Raw genomic sequence first — 19,141 nt, forward strand, 5'->3', positions numbered from 1 at the left:
TGGACGTGCGTCGTATCCTGCTCGGACACTCGCAGCCGGGCGACCCATACAAGCCCTCGGCTCCCCACAACAACCCCTTGAAACGACCTTTTTACCCGCAGTAAGCGCCCCACGGGGCGACGTGGCCGTTCGACTGGAGATGCACGTGGCCGGGCGCATCGAGGATTACGCACTCATCGGAGACATGCAGACCGCCGCACTGGTCTGCCGGGACGGTACGGCGGACTGGCTGTGCCTGCCCCGCTTCGATTCGCATGCCGTCTTCGCGGGACTGCTGGGTACCGAGGAGCACGGCTTCTGGCGCCTGGGTCCCGCGCACGCGGCCGGGTCCGAACCACCGCCCGCGGACCGGCGGCGCTATCGCGGCGACTCCCTGATTCTGGAATCGGAGTGGGACACGCCACGCGGCACGGTCCGGGTGACCGATTTCATGCCCCCGCGTGACAGCGCACCGCAGCTGATCCGGATCGTGGAAGGGATCAGCGGCCGGGTGCCGATGCGCTCCGAGCTGCGGATGCGGTTCAGCTACGGGCGGGTGATCCCGTGGGTGCACCGGGTCGACGGCCGTACCGTCGCCGTGGCCGGCCCGGACTCCGTCTGGCTCGACACGCCCGCCGACACGTTCGGCGAGAACCTGACGACGTACTCCGACTTCACCGTCGCACCGGGCGACCGGATCGAGTTCACCCTCAGCTGGCAGCCCTCGCACCGGGAGCCGCCCGCGCTGCCGGACCCCGAGAGCGCGCTGGAGGCGACCGAGGACTTCTGGCGCGAGTGGGTCGAGCAGTGCACGTACCACGGCCCCTACCGGGAGGCGGTGGTCCGCTCGCTGATCACGTTGAAGGCCCTGACGTACGCCCCGACCGGCGGCATCGTCGCCGCGCCGACCACCTCGCTCCCGGAGGACATCGGCGGCTCGCGCAACTGGGACTACCGCTACACCTGGCTCCGCGACGCCGCGATCACCCTCTCCTCCCTGCTGCGCACCGGCTACCGCGAGGAGGCCCGCGCCTGGCGTGAGTGGCTGCTGCGGGCGGTCGCGGGCGACCCGGAGAACCTGCAGATCATGTACGGCATCGCGGGCGAGCGCGAGCTGGGCGAGGCCGAGCTGGACTGGCTGCCCGGTTACGAGAACTCCGGCCCGGTCCGGGTCGGCAACGGCGCGGCGAACCAGCTGCAGCTCGATGTGTACGGCGAGATCGTCGAGGCGCTGCATCTCGCACACATGACGGGCCTGACCCGCAACGACTACGCGATGGGGCTCCAGCTCAAGCTGATCGAGTACCTGGAGGACCACTGGGACGAGCCGGACGAGGGCATCTGGGAGGTGCGCGGGCCACGCCGCCACTTCGTCCACTCCAAGGTGATGGCCTGGGTCGCTGTCGACCGCACCATCAAGCTGATCGAGTCCGGGGACACCGATGGGCCGCTGGAGCGGTGGCGCGAGCTGCGCGACGACATCCACCGCGATGTCTGCGAGAACGGCTACGACAAGGAACGCAACACCTTCACCCAGTCCTACGGGTCGAAGGAACTGGACGCGTCGCTGCTGCTGATCCCGCAGATGGGCTTCCTGCCGCCGGACGACAAGCGGGTGATCGGCACGATCGAGGCGATCCAGCGGGAGCTGTCCACGGAGGACGGGTTCGTGCTGCGCTACCCCACCACGGGCGAGGCCGCGGGCGTCGACGGCCTGGAGGGGGACGAGGGCGCGTTCCTGGCGTGCTCGTTCTGGCTGGCGGACGACCTGGCGATGATCGGCCGGGTCGACGAGGCGCGGCAGCTGTTCGAGCGGCTGCTCTCGCTGCGCAACGACCTGGGGCTGCTGGCGGAGGAGTGGGATTCGCGGCTGCAGCGTCAGGTGGGAAACTTCCCGCAGGCGTTCAGCCACGTGCCTCTGATCGACACGGCGCTGCGGCTGACCGCGAGCGGGGCGTACGTCGGCTGACTGACGGATGGCGTGGCAGGACCGTGCCCGACGGCCGGTGCGGAACCTGCCCGCCCGGTCGGACCGGGCAAGACTTCGCGGACCCGGCCCAAGGGCTGTCCCGTAATCCCTGGTGGATCAGCGCGCGGCGACAGATGGGGTGCATCGCAAGGCGGAGGGGCGTCCTCGTACGGGGCGTATTCGGGCGTTCCGACAACGCAGCGAGGTGCCGTAGCTGTCGTCTGCGCCCGTCAGGGATGACGGGACAGCCCTTAGGATGGAAGCGACCTGTCACGCCCTCGGAAGGGGGCATCATGACGCCCCGCACCACCGGCATCAGCAGTGCGACGGACAGTGCCCTGGACGGTCTGCGCCGGGACTTCAGCGGTGAGGTCCTCGCCCCCGGTGACTGCGCATACGACGAGGCGCGCACGGTCTTCAACAGCATGATCGACCGACGGCCCGCGGTGGTCGCCCAGTGCGCGTCGGAGACCGACGTCGCACGGTCCGTGCGGTTTGCACGGGAGCACGGTCTGGAGATCGCGGTCCGTGGCGGCGGCCACAGCGTCGCGGGCATGTCGTCCACCGACGGCGGCCTGGTGGTCGACCTGCGCCGGATGAACGGCGTGACCGTCGCCCCGGCCGACCAGGCGGCACGTATCGGCGGTGGCGCCCTCATGAGGGATCTGGACCGGGCCACCCAGGCGTACGGCCTGGCGACCACCGGTGGCCGGGTCTCCACCACCGGTGTGGGCGGCTTCGTGCTCGGCGGCGGCTCCGGCTGGCTGGAGCGCAGCTTCGGCCTGGCCTGCGACAACCTGGTGGCCGCCGAACTGGTGACGGCGGACGGCAGCACCGTCCACGCGAGCCTCGACGAGAATCCCGAGCTCTTCTGGGCACTGCACGGTGGCGGCGGAAACTTCGGCGTCGTCACCTCTCTCACGCTGAATCTGTACGAGCTGCCCGCCATGTCCTACGTGATGCTGCTCTACCGCCCCGAGGACGGGCCCGAAGTCCTGCGCGCGTACCGGGACTTGATGGCCTCCGCGCCAGACGGGGCGGGCGGCGCCTTCCTCTACTTCACCGCGCCGCCGGAGGACTTCGTACCGAAGCACCTGGTGTCCACGCTCATCTGCGCGGTCCTGGTCACCTGGACGGGTCCTCCGGGCGAGGCCGTCGACGTGGCCCGGCCGGCCCTCGCCATCGGCCACGAGGCTGAGGTGATCTCCGACATTCCTTACGCGGAGCTGCAGTGCATGCTCGACGACCCGCCGGGACTGCGGAACTACTGGTCCGCCGAGCATCTCGACAGTCTCCCCGACGAGGCGGTGGACCTGTTCTGCGCCCGCGCCCACGACATGCCGGTCCCCTCCAACTCACAGCACTTCCTCTTCCCCGGGGGCGGCGCGGTGGCCCGGGGCCCCGCCGACTACCCGCTGCCGTGGCGCGCCGCCCCCTGGGCAGTGCACCCCTTCGGCGTCTGGGAGAGCCCGTCCGACGACGAGCGCGGCAAGCAGTGGGTGCGCCGGTTGCGCGCCGATGTCCGCCCCTGGTCCAGCGGCGCCGTCTACCTCAACTTCATCGGGCGCGAGGGCGAGGACCGGGTCGTCGCCGGACTCGGCGCCGAGAACTACGCCCGCCTCGCCGCGGTCAAGGCCACGTACGACCCCGACAATGTGTTCCGCCTCAACCACAACGTCGAGCCTGCGTCCGTCGCCCGATGAACTCCCCCGACGACGCCCTCCCGCCATCCGGCCGGTACCTTCCTGGTCAGGGCGACAGCCCGCCCGACGCGAACGGAAGCACGAGGCCCGAACCAGTGGAGAACCAAGGCGGCATCACCGTGCAGCGCGCCCTTGAGCTGCCGGGGCTGCGCAGCGGACTCCCCGAGGTGGTGGCGGGCGCGGACCGACTGGGCCGCACGGTGCGCTGGGTGCACGCGGGCGAGGTCCCGAACATCGCCTCGCTGCTCAAAGGCGGTGAACTGCTGCTCACCACCGGCCTGGGGTTCGGCACCCGGCCGGCCGAGCAGCGCGCCTTCGTGCGCAGGCTCGCCGACCGGGGCATCGCCGCCGTGGTGGTGGAGCTCGGGCCGCGGTTCAGCAGGCTGCCCGCCTCGATCGTGGACGCCGCGCGGGCCGCCGGTCTGCCGCTCGTACAGCTTCACCGCGAGGTGCCGTTCGTGACGGTCACCGAGGAGATCCACACCGAGATCGTCAACGGTCACTACGCATTGCTGCGGCAGGCCGAGGACGTGCACCGGCGGTGTACGGAGGCGCTGCTCGGCGGCGGCGGGATCCCGCAGGTGCTCGGCATCCTGGCGGACTTCACCGCCAACCCGGTCTTCCTGGAGACGGCGGACGGTCAGCTGCTGTACGCGGCGGGCCCCGGCTCCGGCCCGGTCTCCGCCGATCCGCTCCAGGTCTGGGACGGGATGCGCGGCGGCCGGGCGGCGCGCGAGACACCGCCCACGGGCGCCGTGCTGGTGGATGTGCCGGGCGGCGGTCCGGGATCCGGTGCGGTACGGGCCAGGCTGGTCCTGCTCGCCGTGTCCGGGCCGCTGGTGACCGTGCACCGGATGGCGGCCGAGCGGGCGGCGGGCATTCTCGCCGTGGTGCTGATGCAGGCCCGTCAGGAGGAGGAGCTCGCCGCCCGCGGCCGCGGCGACTTCCTGACGGACCTCGCGGAGGGCCGGATCACGCCGGAGGACGCACCCGCGCAGGCGCGCGTACTGGGCTTCAAGCCGGGCGAGGCGCCGTTGCTGCCCGTGGTGATGCGGCTGGCCCCCGAGCTGTCCCCGTCGGGCAACTGGGCGCTGCTGGCGCGTGCGGTCCTGGAGGAACTGTCATCGGTGGGGGTGCCGGTACTGCTCGGCGTACGGCCCGTGGAGGGCCGGGTTCCGCTGCTGCTCGGGCTGCGGTCCGAGACGGAGCGCACGGCGGTGGCCGACCGGGTGGCGGCGGCGCTGCGGGCGGGCGTCGAACGGGCCGGTCTGGAACGGGCCGGCTCACATCCACCGGTCGTGGTGGTCGGGGTCGCGGGCGGCTGGGCGGCCGCCGGAGCGGGCCTGCGGCACGCCGCGGAGACGGCGACGGCCGCGCAGGGCCTCGGCGACCGGCCCTGGTACGACGCCCGGCGGCTGGACATCGACCTGCTGCTGTGGCGGCTGCGGAACCACCCGGACCTGGCGGCGTTCGTGGACCGGGCGATCGGCCCGCTGCGCGACCACGACCGCACGTCGCGCCCACCGCTGCTGCCCACCCTGGAGTCGTATCTCGCCCACGCGGGCCGCAAGGCGGAGACGGCACGCGACCTGCACCTGAACCGCCAGACGCTCTACAACCGTCTGGCCCGCATCGGCGAACTGCTCGGCACGGACCTGGACGACCCCCAGACGGTCCTGGCCCTGAGCCTGGCCCTGCGAGCCCGCCGCCACGCCACGTCGGGCCCGTCCGGCAATTGAGAACAGAACGACGACCGGGACGCCGAATTCAAGCCCATCCGGCGATCGAGGACAAAGCGGTCACCGGGCGCCCCCGGTGACACCCCCACGTCACCGCCCCCGCGCACCCGCCAACGGCTGAGCCAACTCGTCGTAGACACTCAGCACTTGAGCGATCGTGTCGTCCTCCGTGGGCCAACTCGCCGCCTGCACCCGTCCCGCATCAGCCATCCGCTGCCGCGCCGCCGGATCTCCCAGTAGCCGCGCAACGACCCGCGCCAGCGCCTCCGCGTTCCCGTACGGCACAAGTTCCGCCGCATCCCCCACGAGTTCGGGAACTCCGCCCACCGCGGTGGCGACCAGCGGCACCCCCAGCCGCAGCGCCTCCTGTGCCAGTACCGACCGCGCCTCCCAGCGGCTCGGCAGCACGGCCAGATCCGCGGAGGCGAGGAGTTCGGCGATGTCGTCCCGGCTGCCGATCAGCCTGGCGGGCAGATCCTCGTTCCGGATCCGCCGCTGCAGAGCACTCCGTTCCCGCCCCTCCCCCGCCATGACCAGCAGGGGTACCGGGTCGAGTTGGCGCCACATCCGTGCCGCGTCGAGCAGCGTGCCGTACCCGCGATGCGGTACGAGACTACCTACCGAGATGAGTAACGGCCTTCCCACCGCACCGAGTTCGGCGCGCACCTTGCCGCCGTGGAGCGGAGCGGGACTGCGCGGCGCGGGAACGGCGATCGGAGCGAGACGAGCGTCACGCGCACCTCGGTGCCGCGCCCGGTCGACCAGATCCGACGACGTACCGAGCACAACGGCCGCAGCCCGGGCGGCTCTTCGCTCCAGCAGGAGGAGCAACCGGCTGCGGGCACCTTCGGCATAGGCCCGGGTGTGCCAGGTCAGGACCAGCGGTGTGCGCCGCCCACCGAGCGCAAGACCGGCGCGTACGGCGGCGTGCAGCCCGTGCGCATGGACCACGTCCGCCCCCGCGCATCCCGCCCGCAGCGCGGCGACGGCGGCCGGGTCACTGCGTCGCGGTACAGGGACGAAGCGGGCCCCGGTACCGGAGAAGTCGTAGGCGCGGTCCAGTTCGGCCGGGGCGCAGACGGTGACCTGCACGCCTCTCGCCACCAACCCTGCGGCCAGCGAGCCGACGTGAGCGCTGCTGTCGGCACTGCCGCCGCCCAGGACTTGGACCGTACGCAGCTGTGACACGTTGAATGGCTCCCGGAGCTCCCGAGTCGGCGGTATGTGCACCGCCAAGGATGCCAGTCCGTACGCACGTTCCGGGACCGTCGGGCCGTCGTACCGGCGTGCGCGGCGACAACCGGGCACGCGTTACCACCCGGACGGGTGAGTACAGCGGTGCGATATTGCCGTGTCAGCGACCCGACAGCGCCTCGGCGAGCCCGCTGATCCGGCCCCCGTACACAGCCGCTGCCACAACCCCCGCCGCATGGGCGGCGAGCCCGGCCCGGCCGCTGCCCGCGACGATCGCGACGCCGACGGCCGCGCCCAGGGCGTGCGCCCCGGTGTCGCCGATCATGGTGCGTTCCGCCCACTCGTCCGCGGCGACGGCCGCCACGGCCCCCATCGGCGCGGCGGCGAGTCCGCCCCGGGCCAGCCCCGGGGCCCCGAGGGCGAGCACGGTGACGGTCGCGGCTCCGGGCCGTACGTCGGTGAGGTTGACGAGATGAGCGGCTCCGGCGATCACGACGCCGGCGAGGATCCGGTCGACGGGCCGGTCCTTGAGCAGCGCTCCGGCGGCGAGCCCGGCAGCCCCGATCCCGAAGAGTTTCACGACGCCGCTGGTGACCTCGCCGTGGCGCAACGCGGTCAGATGGGCGCAGAACCCGCGGCGCGGATCGCCGGCCCCGGCGAGGTCGTCGTACGCACCGCAGCCCCCGGCGGCCAGCACGGCAAGCGCGGCGGCCGTCCGGACGCGGGGCGGCAGCGGAAGGACGGCTGCTCCGGCGGCGGCCCCGAGCGCGGTGGCCGGCCCCGCGTACAGATCGACGGCGCGGCCCGCGTAGTTGGTGCGCTGCCACCGCTGGTGCGGCCGGGCCCGAAGCGCCCGGTGGACCCCACCGGCGACCCCGGCGGCGACGGCACCGGCGACGATCCTGCTGATCATTGCTCCCATACGGGCCAGGCTACGAACCCGGCTCCGGACCGAAGCACCGGGGCACAAGGACCCAGCGATACAGGGCGTCGCGCCGCCCCTACCCGTCCGCCCGCGCCGCGGCCAGCAGCTCCTCGGCATGCGCCCGGGCCGTCTCCGAGTCCTCCTGCCCCGCAAGCATCCGGGACAGTTCCCGTACCCGCTCCTCGCCCTCCAGGACCTTGACACCACTGCTGGTCACCGACCCGTCGACCGTCTTCTCGACCAACAGCTGGCGGTCGGCGAAAGCCGCCACCTGCGGCAGGTGCGTGACGACGACCACCTGTGCGGACCTGGCGAGCTTCGCCAGCCGCCGCCCGACCTCGACGGCCGCCTTGCCGCCGACACCCGCGTCGACCTCGTCGAAGAGATACGTGGGTACGGGGTCGGAGCCCGCGAAGACCACCTCGACGGCCAGCATCACCCGGGACAGCTCACCGCCCGAAGCTCCCTTGGCGATCGGCCGGGGCTGGGCGCCGGGGTGCGGTGCCAGCAGCAGCTCGACGTCGTCGGCGCCGGACGGACCGTAGACGACGCTCCGCCCGCCGATCTCGATGCCGGACGCCTCGTCCGCCGCGTCGGTCTGCCGGATGTCGAAGGAGACCCGGGCGTGCGGCATGGCGAGCGAGGCCAGTTCCGCGGTCACCGCTTCCGCGAAGAGTGCCGCCGCCGCCGTCCGCGCATCGGTCAACGCCTGTCCGAGATCGGAGAGTTCGGCCCGCAGTGCGTCCCGTTCCGCGGTCAGCTCGCCGATCCGGTCGTCGTCGCCCTCCAGCTCGGTGAGCCGGGCGGCCCCGTCCTCGGCCCAGGCGAGGACGGCGGCGATGTCCTCACCGTACTTGCGGGTGAGCCCGGTGAGCGCGGCGCGGCGCTCCTCCACCGCGGCGAGCCGCAGCGGGTCGGCGTCCAGCTGATCGGCGTATCCGGCCAGTTCGCCCGCCACATCGGCGAGCAGGATGGAGATCTCACCGATCCGGTCGGCGAGCGCGGCCAGCGCCGGGTCGTGGGCGCGGACGGCGTCCAGCGACCGTCCGGCGGCCGCGACGACGGTCGTCGCGTCGACGGCCTCCTGGTCCTCCGGGTTGCCCGCGAGCGCGGCGTGCGCGAGGGCCGCGGCGGAGGCGAGCGCTTCGGCGTGGCCGAGCCGCTCGGCTTCGGCGGCCAGGTCGGTGTCCTCTCCGGGGAGCGGTTCGACCCCGTCGATCTCACCCAGCCCGAAGCGCAGCAGATCCGCTTCCTGGGCACGTTCGCGGGCGCGCGTGGTCAGCTCGTCGAGCTCCGTGACCACGGCCCGCAGCCGCCGGTACGCCGCCGCGTACTTGGCGTGCGGCACGGCGACTCCGTCGCCCGCGTACCGGTCCAGGGCCTGCCGCTGCCGGGCGGGCTTGAGCAGCCCCTGCTGGTCGGTCTGGCCGTGCACGGCCACGAGTTCGTCCGCGAGTTCCGCGAGCACGCCCACCGGCACGGACCTGCCGCCGAGGTGGGCGCGCGAGCGCCCCTCCGCGGAAACGGTACGGCTGATCAGCAGCGCACCGTCGTCGAGTTCGGCCCCCGCTTCCTCGGCCCGCACGGCAGCCGTGTCACCGGCGGACACCGTGATCCGCCCCTCGACGACAGCAGCTTTGGCGCCGACCCGCACCAGGGCCGGGTCGGCGCGCCCGCCGAGCAGCAGCCCCAGGCTGGTGACGACCATGGTCTTGCCCGCGCCGGTCTCACCCGTCACCGCGGTGAAACCGGGTGACAGCTCCACCACCGCGTCGTCGATGACCCCGAGCGACCGTATCCGCATCTCCTCCAACACGGACACGACCTTACGAGGTCCGGGCCCCCCTGTGCGACGGGCCCCGGCTGCGGATTCACTCTCCCGTGCGCCGTGCGGCCACGACCTGCGGTTCCGGGGCAGACATCCGGCGCACCACGAGCGATCAGTGGGGGGCGCCCCGCCACCCCGAGACCGGCAGCGCGAACTTCGCCACCAGCCGGTCCGTGAACGAGGCATGGTGCAGCCGCGCCAGCCGTACGGGCACCGTCCCGCGCCGCACCTCGACGCGCGCCCCGGCCGGCAGTTCCACGGTCCTGCGTCCGTCACACCACAGCACCCCGTGCGGCGTGTGCGGCTGGACCTCGACGGCGAGCACCGAGGTCGGCGACGTCACCAGTGGTTTCGCAAACAGGGCATGGGCGCTGATCGGTACCATCAGCAGCGCCTCGACCTCCGGCCACACCACCGGTCCGCCGGCCGAGAACGCGTACGCCGTCGAGCCGGTCGGCGTCGCACAGACGATCCCGTCACAGCCGAATCCGGTGACCGGCCGGCCGTCGATCTCCAGGACGACTTCGAGCATCCGCTCGGGCGACACCTTCTGCACGGCCGCTTCGTTGAGCGCCCAGTCGGTGTGGACGATGTCGCCGTTGCTGTGCACCAGGACATCGATCGTCATGCGCTCCTCGACCGCGTACGCCCGGGTGACGACCCGGTCGACCACCTTGTCCAGGTCGTCGCGCTCGGCCTCGGCGAGGAAGCCGACCCGGCCGAGGTTGACGCCGAGCATCGGCACCCCGGAGGCCCGGGAGATCTCCGCGCCGCGCAGCAGCGTCCCGTCCCCGCCGAGCACGATCAGCAGCTCACAGCCGTCCACGGCCCCGGGCGTGGCGTCCTCGACCGTCTCCACGGACGGTGGGAGCGGCAGATCGGCGGCCTCCGCAGCAAGGACCCGTACACCGAGTCCACTGCGCAGCAGCCCTTGTACGACGAGCTCGGCGCTGCGGATCGCGGCCGGCCTGCCGGTATGTGCCAAAAGAAAGACAGTTCGTGCCGCATTCGTCGTCAACGAGGCCCCTCCGCCACTGCACGGTCGACATCCGCGGGATCCAGTTCCGGTGCTCCGGCCCGCAGCCACAGAAAGTACTCGACATTGCCGGAGGGCCCGGGCAGCGGGCTCGCGGTCACCCCGCGCACTCCGAGCCCCAGCGCCCAGGCCCGGCGCGCCACCTCCCGTACCGCTTCGGCCCGCAGCTCCGGGCTGCGCACCACACCACCGCTGCCGAGCCGTTCCTTGCCGACCTCGAACTGCGGCTTGACCATCAGGACCAGGTCCGCGTCGGGGGCGGCGCAGCGCGCCAGAGCGGGCAGTACGAGCCCCAGCGGGATGAACGACAGATCGCCGACCACCAGGTCCACCGCCCTCCCGTCGATCGCCTCCAGCGTCAGTTCCCGCACGTTGGTACGGTCCTTGACGGTGACGCGTTCATCGGACTGCAGCGACCAGGCGAGCTGCCCGTAGCCGACGTCGACGGCGACGACATGGCCGACTCCGGCCCGCAGCAGTACATCGGTGAAGCCGCCGGTCGACGCCCCGGCGTCCAGCGCCCGACGCCCCTCGATCTTCAGCCCGAGGGGTACGAAGGCGGCGAGGGCGCCCGCGAGCTTGTGCCCGCCGCGCGAGACGTACTCGGGGTCGCTGTCGTCCTTGATGACGACGACCGCGGCGCTGGTCTCGACCTGGGTGGCGGGTTTGGTCGCGGTGTTGCCGCCGATGGTCACCCGCCCTGCGGCGATCAGCTGGCTCGCGTGCTCACGAGAGCGGGCGAGATTACGGCGTACCAGCTCGGCGTCGAGGCGGCGACGTGCCACTCCTGCCACGTTCGGTTCAGCTCCTGTTGTTGTACGAGGGCATCGGTGCGGGTACCGGTGCGGGTGCGGGCCGGGCGTCCAGCGCGGTCAGCGCATCGCGCAGCCCACGGTGTACATCCTCGTACACCTCGATGTGTCCGTCCGCCGGGAGGTGGTCCGCATCTGCCAGCCGCTCCAGCCGCGCGTCCACCTCGGCGTTTCCGGTGGGGGTGCGCACGACGCCGAGGGGCGCGGGGGCGGCGGGGTCGGGGGCGGGCCCGGCCGTCCCCTCCTGCTCCCCGGGCACCGCTGCGGGCTCCGGCATCAAGTCGCTCATGCGGAAACGCTACCGCGAAGGGCTGAGGTACCGTCGATCACGATGGCGACCATGGCGGAGTGCCGCAGCGCACTCGACAGACTTTCCGACAACCTCACGACGGCCGAGGGCGACGTGCGCAGCGCGGCCGCCCTGGACCGCTCGCTGAGCTGTCACATCAAGGACCTCGCAATCACCTTCACCGGCCGTCTCAAGGGTGGCCGGATCGAGGTGCTGGACACGATCGAGGGCCCACCGGTGGAGAAGGCCGAGATCCGTCTCACGATGACCGGCGACGACCTGGTGGCCATGGTGAACGGCGAACTGAACTTCGCAAGGGCCTGGGGCTCGGGAAGAGTCCGCCTGGAAGCAGGCTTCCGAGACCTTCTGCGCCTCAGAACGCTGCTGTAACCCCGCCGCCGGCAGTTGAGGGCAGAATCGCACCCGCCCACGGCCCCCTCCGACAGCGCACGCCGGGCGGACTCAAGCCCGTCCGGCGCTTGAGGACGAAGCGCGCCCGCAGGCGCGAACCACCACACCCGCCGCCGTTCAGGCGTCCACCGAATCCGCCGCCCGCGCGCCCCGCGCGCTGCGCGCGGCCGGCACCACCAACGGCGTCCCCGTCTCCGGATCATCGATCACCTGGCACCGCAGCCCGAACACCCGCTCCACGAGCTCCGCCGTGACCACATCCCCCGGCGCACCCTCGGCAATGATCTCGCCCTGGCGCATGGCGATCAGATGCGTGGCATAGCGCGCGGCATGGTTCAGATCGTGCAGCACGGCGACCAGCGTGCGCCCCCGCGTCTCGTGCAGTTCCGCGCACAGGTCGAGGACATCTATCTGGTGCTGGATGTCGAGGTACGTCGTCGGCTCGTCGAGCAGCAGCAGCGGTGTCTCCTGAGCGAGCGCCATCGCGATCCAGACCCGCTGTCGCTGCCCGCCGGACAATTCATCGACATAGCGATCCGCAAGCTCGGCGACACCGGTGGACATCATCGATTCCTCGACAATGCGTTCGTCCTCCGGCGACCACTGCCGCAGCAGCCCCTGATGCGGATAGCGGCCACGCGCAACCAGGTCGGCGACGGTGATGCCGTCCGGTGCGATCGAGGACTGCGGCAGCAGCCCCAGGGTCTTCGCGACCTTCTTCGCCGGCATCCCATGGATCGTCCTGCCGTCCAGCAGAACCCGTCCCCGGCTCGGCTTGAGCATCCGGGACAGCGCCCGCAACAGGGTGGACTTCCCGCAGGCGTTGGGGCCGACGATCACGGTGAACGAGTTGTCGGGGATCTCGACCGAGAGGTTCTCCGCGATGACCCGCTGGTCGTAGCCGAGGGTCACCGAGTCCGCGGTGAGGCGCTGCATGGTCGTACTCCCGGATTCGGTGGGAAGGATCGTCGATGTACTGGCATCACGGGGCGGATTCACCGTCCGGCGGGCTCTCATATCCGCCCCGCCCTGCGCTCGGAGACGAGCAGCCACAGCAGGTAGCAGCCACCGAGCACCCCGGTGACGACGCCGACCGGCAGCTGCCGGTCGCCGAAGGCGTCCATCGCGATCCAGTCGGCGACAAGCAGCAGTGCGGCGCCCATGAAGGCGGCGGGCGCCAGATTGGGCCCGGGCGAGCGAGTGAGCCGACGGGCCAGCTGCGGGGCGCTCAGCGAAACGAAGGTGATGGGGCCGGCCGCGGCGGTGGCGACGGCGACGAGCAGTACGGCGCAGCCCATCAGGACGAGCCGGGTGCGTTCCACCCGTACACCCAGGGCGTACGCGGCGTCGTCGCCCATCTCCATCATGCGCAGCGCCCGCCCGTGCCCGAGCACCAGCGGAATGAGCAGGCCGCACACGACCAGCAGCGGCCAGACCTGCGCCCAGTCGCGCCCGTCGAGCGAGCCGGTCATCCACACGACGGCGCGGGTCGCGTCGACCAGGTTGGCCTTGGTGATCAGGTACTGGGCAGCTGCGGTGAGCATCGCAGCCGAGCCGATACCGACAAGCACCAGCCGGTAGCCGTGCATCCCGCGCTTCCAGGCGAGCAGGTAGACGACGACCCCGGTGACCAGCCCACCGACCACCGCGCCGCCCGCGACCGCGGCCGCACCGCCCTGGAAGAGGACGATCACCATCAGCGCCCCGACCGTGGCGCCCTGGCCGAAGCCGAGCACATCGGGGCTGCCGAGCGGATTGCGGGAGACGGTCTGGAACACGGCGCCGCCGACCCCGAGCGCCGCGCCGACCAGCAGCCCGACGAGGACCCGCGGCAGCCGCAGGTCCGTAACGATGAACTCCTGCTGGAAGGTGCCGTGCCCGAACAGCGTGCTCACGACCTCGCCGGGCGTCATGGCGTAGTCGCCGCTGCCGATGAGCACGATCGCGGCTCCTGCACCCACCGCGGCGAGCACCACGATCACCACGAGCGCCCGGACGTCCACCCGGAAGGAGAACCCCCCGCCGGTCCGCACGGCCCGCACGGCCCGGATTGCGCCGGTTCCGTCCGTCGTACGGGTCTTCATAGCCTTCACAGCTGGGCCATCCTCTTGCGACGTACGAGATGGATGAAGACGGGGCCGCCGAGCAGTGCGGTCACGATGCCGACCTGCAGCTCGGACGGCCGGGCGATCACCCGTCCCATCACGTCCGAGCCGAGCAGCAGCACCGGGGAGAGCACGGCCGCGTACGGCAGGATCCACCGCATGTCGGGCCCGGTGATGACGCGCACCAGGTGCGGGATCATCAGTCCGATGAAGACGATCGGCCCGCAGGCGGCGGTCGCGGCCCCGCACAGCAGGGTGACGGCGAGCATCGCGAGGACGCGGGTGCGGACCAGATGGGCGCCGAGCGCCCTGGCGGTGTCGTCGCCCATCTCCAGGGCGTTCAGCGGCCGGGCGATGAGCAGCGAGAGGACGACGCCGACCGCTATGAACGGCCACACCTTGCCGACGGTCTCCATGTTCGCCGAGGCCAGCGACCCGACCGTCCAGAACCGCAGCCGGTCGAGCGCCGCGGCGTCCAGCAGCTGTACGGCGTTGACGTAGCCGAACAGTGCGGCGCTGGCCGCGGTCCCGGCGAGCGCGAGTCGTACAGGGGTCGCGGACCGGCTGCCGCCGAGGAGGTACACCACCACCGACACGATCGCGGCACCGAGGAACGCGAACCAGACGTATCCGGTCAGCGAGGTGACACCGAAGAAGCTGATGGCCGATACGACGGCCGCCGACGCGCCCGCGTTGACCCCCAGCAGTCCGGGTTCGGCCAGCGGGTTACGGGTCAGGGCCTGCATCACCGCACCGGCGAGGCCGAGCGCGGTACCGACGATCAGCCCGAGCACGGTCCGCGGAACGCGCACGTCCCGTACGAGGACATCGCCATGGGTTCCGGAGGCGTGGAACAGACCGTGCCAGACATCGGCGAGCGGCAGCGCCTTGGCGCCGATCGCGATACTCGCGAGGCATACCAGCACCAGCGCGACGACGGCGAGCAGCAGTCCCACAACACGTATCGCAGGGCGCCCGGAGGACGCGGATGTCACCGGCGCGGCTATCGGACCTGCGCTCGGCTCTGGGGGGCTCTCGACCAACACGAGGTTAGGTTAGCCTACCCTCCAAAGTTGTCGAGCCGCCTGGATCCCCGCGCACAACGCAGCGCCGGTTACACCCGATTCGTCCCGCATGGATCCGCCACCCGGTGAACTCCCGGACACGCCCGCCGAGTAGCGGATCCCGGACGCCGCCCTACAGCCCGAGCCTGGCGACGGCCTTCCCCGCGTCCAGCCCGCAGGCACCCTCACCCGCGTACGACCAGGCAGCCCCGCACAGCGCCCGCAGCCCGTCGAGCACGTCCCCGTCGCCCTCCAGCACCAGCTCGTCGGCGCGCACCGCGGCCGTCCAGCCACCGCAGTCGAACCCGCCGGCCGTCTCGGTCACCTCGGGCTGCCCGGTCAGCAGCCCCCGCAGGTCCGCATCGACATATGTCGGCCGGTGCCTGGGCTCGGCCGCCACCAGCTGCCTCGCGTCCGTGACCCCGGTGAGCACGAGGAGCGAGTCCACACCGCCGTTGAACGCACCCTCGATGTCCGTGTCCAGCCGGTCCCCGACCACCAGCGGCCGCTTCGCCCCGGTCCGCAGCACGGTCTCCCGGTGCATCGGAGGCAACGGCTTCCCGGCGACCTGCGGCTCGGCACCGGTGGCGATCCGTACGACCTCGACCGCCGCGCCATTGCCCGGCGCGATCCCCCGCGCACTCGGAATCGTCAGATCGGTGTTGGACACGAACCACGGCACCCCCCGGGCAATCGCGTACGCAGCCTCAGCGAACCGCCCCCACGTCATGTCGGGGCCCCCGTACCCCTGCGCCACCGCCGCCGGATCGTCGTCCGCCGACTCCACCGGCACCAGACCGCGCTCGACCAGCGCGGCCCTCAGCCCCTCTCCCCCGATCACGAGCACCCGAGCCCCGGCCGGCAGCTGATCGGCCATCAGCCGGGCCACCGCCTGCGACGAGGTGATCACATCGGCGGGCTCGGCCGGCACCCCGAGTTCGGTCAGATGCTCCGCCACCGCGGCCGGTGTACGCAGCGCGTTGTTGGTGACGTACGCGAGATGCATTCCGCCGTCCCGCGCGGCACCCAGCGAGTCGACGGCATGGACGATCGCAGCGCCGCCCGCGTACACCACCCCGTCAAGATCGAGCAGAGCCGTGTCGTACGCCTCGCTCAGCGCGGTGCTGCTCCCGCTCGGCCGGGTCCTGCTCGCCTGACTCATATTTTTACGCTCCTCATCGCATGCTTCTCCCCCGATCATCGCGCATCCCCACAACGCACATACGATGCAGAAATGAACACACCAGGTCCCGCCGACCAGGGACTGCGCCTGATCCCGTTCCGTGGACTGCGCTACGTCCCCGAGCGGGTAGGCAGTCTCGCCGCGGTGACCTCACCGCCGTACGACGTCGTCGTGCGCCCCGACGGGCTGCACCACCTGGAATCGGCGGACCCGTACAACATCGTCCGGCTGATACTGCCGCAGGCCGACACGGCCGCCGCGCGCAACGAGCAGGCCGCCGAGACCCTGAACCGCTGGCTCGACGAGGGCATACTCGCCCCCGAGCCCGAGCCTGCGCTCTATGTCTACGAGCAGCGCAACGGCGAAATCCTGCAACGCGGCATCGTCGGGGCACTGGCCCTCTCCGCCCCCGCGGACGGCATCGTGCTGCCGCACGAGGACGTGATGGCCCATATCGTCGAGGACCGGGCCGACCTGATGCGGACCACAGCCGCTCACCTCGAACCGCTCCTGCTGACCTATCGCAGCGAGGGTCACTCGACCGGCGCGACCGCTGTCATCGAGCGCACCATCCACCGGCCGCCGCTGCTCGCCACCACCACGGAGGACGGCTACTGCCACCGGCTCTGGGCAGTCACCGACCCGGCCGACCGGTCCGAGATCGAAACCGATCTCGCCCGACACCAGGCGCTCATCGCCGACGGCCACCACCGCTGGGCCACGTACCTCCGTCTCCAGCAGGAACACACGGTCCCCGGCCCCTGGGACTTCGGCCTGGTCCTCCTGGTCGACACGGCCCGCTACCCGCTGCGGGTACGCGCCATCCACCGGCTGCTGCACCGCCTCCCGGTCACCGACGCTCTGGCCGCTCTGAACGGCGCCTTCCGTATCCGGGACATCGAGGGGCCGCTCCCCGTGGCCCTCGACGCCCTCGCCGAGGCGGCCGCCGAAGGCAACGCGTTCCTGCTCGCCGGTGACGGCCGCTTCCACCTCGTCGACCGCCCGGACAAGGCGCTGCTGGCCCGCACCGTCCCGGCCGACCGCCCACTCGCATGGCGCACCCTCGACGCGACGGTGCTGCACGCGACCCTTCTGGACCATGTGTGGCAGATCCCGGACACCCCGGAGCACATCGCGTACATACACGACACCGGGGCGGCCGTGGACCAGGCCGAACGCCACAACGCCACCGCGGTCCTGATGCATCCGGTACGTGAGGAAGTCGTCCGGGACCTGGCCCGGCAGGGCGTCACCATGCCGCGCAAGTCCACCTCGTTCGGCCCCAAGCCGGCCTCGGGCCTGGTCCTGCGCAGCCTCACCCTCGACTGAGGCCGGAGACAAAGAAGAGGGCGGCACCCCTGTCGGGATGCCGCCCTCTTCTCATGTCCTAGGCCTTGTCCGCCGAACCTTCATCGCCGGCATCAGCATCGGCCTCGGCCGCCTCATCGGCGTCATCGTGGTCGTCGCCGAGAGCATCGACGAACTCGACACCGTCCAGCTCGGCGAGCCGGTCCGACGCGTCGGTGGAGCCGTCCTTGTCGGCCTCCACGGTCTTCGCGAACCACTCACGAGCCTCGTCCTCGCGCCCCGCGGCCAGCAGCGCATCCGCGTACGCATACCGCAGCCGCGGCGTCCACGGATGCACGGCGTTCGAGGCCAGCTCGGAGCTCTGCAGGGTGACGATGGCGGCATCGATCTGCCCCATGTCCCTACGGGCCCCGGCCGCCACCAGCCGCATCTCGACCTGCCCGGCCTTGTCCAGCTTCTGCACCTCGGGCTCGCCGGCCATCGCCATCGCCCGCTCGGGCCGCCCGAGTCCACGCTCGCAGTCGGCCATGACGGGCCAGAGTTCCACGGAACCGGTCATCCGCTTCGCCGCCCGGAACTCGGCCAGCGCCTCCGCGTACTTCTGCGTCGCGTACGCGGCAAAGCCGGCCGCCTCACGCACAGCAGCCACCCGCGAGGCCAGCCGCAGCGCGATACGCGCGTACCCGTATGCCTGCTCGGGGTCCTCGTCGATGAGCCGGGCAACCATGACGAGGTTCCTGGCAACATCCTCGGCCAGGGTCTTCGGCAGGCTCAGCAGCTCCTGCCGCACGTCCTTGTCGATCTCGTCACCGGTGACGTCGTCGGGGATCGGAAGCCGCTTGATCGGCTCCCGCTCCCGGTCGTCGCGCCGGTCGAAGCCACCACGGTCGTCGTGCCCGCGGGAGCCACCCCGGTCGCGGTCGTCCCGCTGTCCGCGGTATCCACCGCCACCGCGGCTGTCGTCACGACGGAACCCGCCGCGGTCACCGCCACTCGTGGGCCGACTGTCGTCACGGCGGAAGCCACCACCGGGACGCCCACCACGCTCATCATCACGACGCGGCGCACGATCATCACGGGGGAACCTGCCGGCACCGCCACCGCGGCTGTCGTCGCGACGGACGCCACCACCGGCACCGCCACTACGGCTGTCATCGCGACGGAACCCGCCGCGGTCACCGCCACTCGTGGGCCGACTGTCATCACGACGCAAGCCACCACTGCGGCTGTCGTCGTCGCGACGGGGCCCACGCGGCCGGTCGTCACGACGCTCGAAGCCACCACCGGGACGCCCACCACGCTCATCATCACGACGCGGCCCGCGGTACCCACCACGGTCGTCGTCACGGCGCGGAGCACGTTCATCACGACGGAAGCCACCACCGGCACCGCCACCGCGGCTGTCATCGCGACGGAACCCGCCCCGGTCACCGCCGCTCGTGGGCCGGCTGTCATCACGACGGAAGCCACCACCGGCACCGCCACCGCGGCTGTCGTCACGACGGAACCCGCCCCGGTCACCGCCACTCGTGGGCCGGCTGTCATCACGACGGAAGCCACCACCGGCACCGCCACCGCGGCTGTCGTCACGACGGA

The 19,141-nt window shown here is 71.8% G+C and carries 16 protein-coding genes and 1 pseudogene; 6 read left to right on the forward strand and 11 right to left on the reverse strand.

The annotated features are described in order from the left end of the window. Positions 1–145 precede the first annotated feature (145 nt). From ACWCP8_RS10355 to ACWCP8_RS10365, 3 genes are all read left to right on the forward strand, one after another. Positions 146–1,948 (forward strand): glycoside hydrolase family 15 protein, encoded by a 1,803-nt coding sequence (locus ACWCP8_RS10355; RefSeq protein ID WP_352266639.1) that lies wholly within the window; start codon positions 146–148, stop codon positions 1,946–1,948. A 293-nt stretch (positions 1,949–2,241) separates the two neighbouring features. Continuing rightward, entirely contained in the window at positions 2,242–3,651 is a 1,410-nt protein-coding gene (locus tag ACWCP8_RS10360; protein ID WP_451115310.1) for an FAD-binding oxidoreductase, read from the forward strand. Between the two features lie 95 nt (positions 3,652–3,746). Next, positions 3,747–5,390: a PucR family transcriptional regulator gene (locus tag ACWCP8_RS10365; RefSeq protein WP_352266620.1), complete on the forward strand. Its 1,644-nt coding sequence runs from the start codon at positions 3,747–3,749 to the stop codon at positions 5,388–5,390. A gap of 90 nt (positions 5,391–5,480) precedes the next feature. Here ACWCP8_RS10365 and ACWCP8_RS10370 read toward each other — a convergent pair whose 3' ends face one another. The 6 genes from ACWCP8_RS10370 to ACWCP8_RS10395 form a co-directional block, all read right to left on the reverse strand. Then, positions 5,481–6,578, reverse strand: coding sequence for a glycosyltransferase family 4 protein (locus ACWCP8_RS10370; RefSeq protein ID WP_352266621.1), 1,098 nt, complete (start codon positions 6,576–6,578; stop codon positions 5,481–5,483). 166 nt (positions 6,579–6,744) lie between these two features. Continuing rightward, a complete protein-coding gene (locus tag ACWCP8_RS10375; protein ID WP_451115313.1) occupies positions 6,745–7,506 on the reverse strand; it encodes a hypothetical protein in 762 nt (253 codons plus the stop codon). Between the two features lie 79 nt (positions 7,507–7,585). Continuing rightward, positions 7,586–9,331, reverse strand: coding sequence for a DNA repair protein RecN (gene recN, locus ACWCP8_RS10380; RefSeq protein WP_382842302.1), 1,746 nt, complete (start codon positions 9,329–9,331; stop codon positions 7,586–7,588). 118 nt (positions 9,332–9,449) lie between these two features. Further along, positions 9,450–10,355 carry an NAD kinase gene (locus tag ACWCP8_RS10385; protein ID WP_030917881.1) on the reverse strand — a complete coding sequence of 302 codons (906 nt, stop codon included), beginning with the start codon at positions 10,353–10,355 and terminating at the stop codon, positions 9,450–9,452. Continuing rightward, positions 10,352–11,167, reverse strand: a complete 816-nt coding sequence (locus ACWCP8_RS10390) for a TlyA family RNA methyltransferase (RefSeq protein WP_451115316.1) — start codon at positions 11,165–11,167, stop codon at positions 10,352–10,354. Before ACWCP8_RS10390 ends, ACWCP8_RS10385 begins: the two co-directional genes overlap by 4 nt. A gap of 7 nt (positions 11,168–11,174) precedes the next feature. Continuing rightward, the gene (locus tag ACWCP8_RS10395) at positions 11,175–11,474 is read right to left on the reverse strand and encodes a hypothetical protein (protein WP_326816830.1); all 300 of its coding nucleotides are present in this window, start codon (positions 11,472–11,474) and stop codon (positions 11,175–11,177) included. 42 nt (positions 11,475–11,516) lie between these two features. On the opposite strand from ACWCP8_RS10395, the gene ACWCP8_RS10400 reads away from it, so the two are divergent. Next, positions 11,517–11,864 (forward strand): SCP2 sterol-binding domain-containing protein, encoded by a 348-nt coding sequence (locus tag ACWCP8_RS10400; RefSeq protein WP_267005909.1) that lies wholly within the window; start codon positions 11,517–11,519, stop codon positions 11,862–11,864. A 138-nt stretch (positions 11,865–12,002) separates the two neighbouring features. On the opposite strand, the gene ACWCP8_RS10405 is transcribed toward ACWCP8_RS10400, so the two are convergent. From ACWCP8_RS10405 to ACWCP8_RS10420, 4 genes are all read right to left on the reverse strand, one after another. Continuing rightward, entirely contained in the window at positions 12,003–12,821 is an 819-nt protein-coding gene (locus tag ACWCP8_RS10405) for an ABC transporter ATP-binding protein (RefSeq protein ID WP_451115319.1), read from the reverse strand. A 77-nt stretch (positions 12,822–12,898) separates the two neighbouring features. Then, positions 12,899–13,969 carry a FecCD family ABC transporter permease gene (locus ACWCP8_RS10410; RefSeq protein ID WP_451115354.1) on the reverse strand — a complete coding sequence of 357 codons (1,071 nt, stop codon included), beginning with the start codon at positions 13,967–13,969 and terminating at the stop codon, positions 12,899–12,901. A 5-nt stretch (positions 13,970–13,974) separates the two neighbouring features. Next, complete coding sequence (locus tag ACWCP8_RS10415; RefSeq protein ID WP_451115321.1) at positions 13,975–15,036, reverse strand: FecCD family ABC transporter permease; 1,062 nt, start codon at positions 15,034–15,036, stop codon at positions 13,975–13,977. Positions 15,037–15,187: 151 nt separating this feature from the next. Continuing rightward, the gene (locus ACWCP8_RS10420; protein WP_451115323.1) at positions 15,188–16,216 is read right to left on the reverse strand and encodes an HAD hydrolase-like protein; all 1,029 of its coding nucleotides are present in this window, start codon (positions 16,214–16,216) and stop codon (positions 15,188–15,190) included. Between the two features lie 72 nt (positions 16,217–16,288). Between ACWCP8_RS10420 and ACWCP8_RS10425 the strand changes: the two genes are divergently transcribed. Next, positions 16,289–17,566 carry a DUF1015 family protein gene (locus ACWCP8_RS10425; protein WP_382842317.1) on the forward strand — a complete coding sequence of 426 codons (1,278 nt, stop codon included), beginning with the start codon at positions 16,289–16,291 and terminating at the stop codon, positions 17,564–17,566. A gap of 58 nt (positions 17,567–17,624) precedes the next feature. Here the strand turns inward: ACWCP8_RS10425 and ACWCP8_RS10430 are convergent, their stop codons facing one another. Further along, positions 17,625–18,320, reverse strand: a complete 696-nt coding sequence (locus ACWCP8_RS10430; RefSeq protein WP_352266642.1) for a tetratricopeptide repeat protein — start codon at positions 18,318–18,320, stop codon at positions 17,625–17,627. 117 nt (positions 18,321–18,437) lie between these two features. Between ACWCP8_RS10430 and ACWCP8_RS10435 the strand changes: the two are divergent. Then, positions 18,438–19,141: pseudogene (locus ACWCP8_RS10435) on the forward strand (hypothetical protein); the annotation flags it as partial.

The sequence above is a fragment of the Streptomyces sp. NPDC002206 genome (assembly GCF_053593595.1).